2 protein-coding genes are annotated in these 1139 nt (G+C 71.1%); both read right to left on the minus strand.

What is annotated here, in order from left to right; genetic code table 11:
- A partial coding sequence (locus tag D7Y13_RS41620) for a GspE/PulE/PilB domain-containing protein (protein WP_500683197.1) occupies positions 1-599 on the minus strand: 599 nt, incomplete at its 3' end.
- 50 nt (positions 600-649) lie between these two features.
- On the minus strand, positions 650-1139 hold a 490-nt coding region (locus D7Y13_RS41625), incomplete at its 5' end, for an RDD family protein (RefSeq protein WP_147452652.1).

A 1139-nucleotide genomic window follows, 5' to 3' on the forward strand; every position in this document is an offset into this window, starting at 1 on the left:
CGCGGGGCGGCGGGCCGGGCTTCGGGCGCCACGGGCTCCTGGGCGACGGAGCGCGCGAGCTGCTCCACCATGTCCACCGACATCGACTCGTCCTCGGGGGGAGGAGGCGGCGGGGTGTGGGTCCCGGCCTGCTGCGCGGCGAGCGCCTCGCCCAACTGGACGAAGCGCGGCGGCAGCGGCTGGCGGTAGATGAAGGAGATCCACTCGCGCACCCGCAGCTCGATGGCGACCCACAGCTCCAGCGGCTTGCCCAGGAGGAAGCCGACTTCGTCCAGCTCCTTCTTCGGCACCGGGTAGGCGCACGCCACGTGCAGCGTGGTGCCGTCCAGGGACAGGGGCACCACGCTCAGCCGCTCCGCGATTTTCGGAGGGATGAAGGTGGCGACCTCCTGGTTGGGCTCGAAGTCCACCAGGTTCACGGGCCGGAAGCCGGAGGCCTCGCCGAGCATCGCGAGGACGTCCTGCTCGGACATGCCGCGCTCCATCAGCGCGGTGTCGAGGTGGCCGCCCTGGGCCTGGTGTTGACGCAACAACTCCCCGGCCTGCTCCTGGGTCAGGAGGCCGCGCGACACGAGGTGCTGGGCAAGACGGGAAGGCATGAAGGCCGCGGCATCTTACGGCCGCGGCCGCAAGGCACAATGAGCCGGTTTCAGCTCGGTTGGACGACGAAGGTGGACGTCAGCTTGTCATGCAAGGTCTGGCCGCGTCGGTCGAACAGCGCCATCCAAAAGCCGCCCAGGAAGAGAACAAAGGAAAGCCCGGCGAGCAGCGCCCGGAAGATGGCCCGGCCCGGGGTGGGCGCCATGCCGTGGGTGTCCACCAGCCGGAGCCCCAGGAGCAACCGTCCCAGGGTGCGCCCATTCCAGAGGAAGGCCGCGACGGCGCAGTACACGGTGGCGAGCACCAGCACCAGTACCACGCCCGGCAGCAGCACGGTGTGCAGTGCGCGCAGCCAGGCGACGAAGGCATCCAGCCCCGTCAGGCCCGCCTGGGGGCTCTTCACGCCCGCCACCGACGAGGCGAGGACGATGTAGGCCGACGCCACGGCGCCAATGGCGGCGGTGTCGACGGTGAAGGACAGCAGCCGCCGCCACAGCGACGCGGGGCGCGCGTGCACCTCCCCGGGGGCGGGCGTGAAG

It is taken from the genome of Corallococcus praedator (genome assembly GCF_003612125.1).
Classification (GTDB): Bacteria; Myxococcota; Myxococcia; order Myxococcales; family Myxococcaceae; genus Corallococcus; species Corallococcus praedator.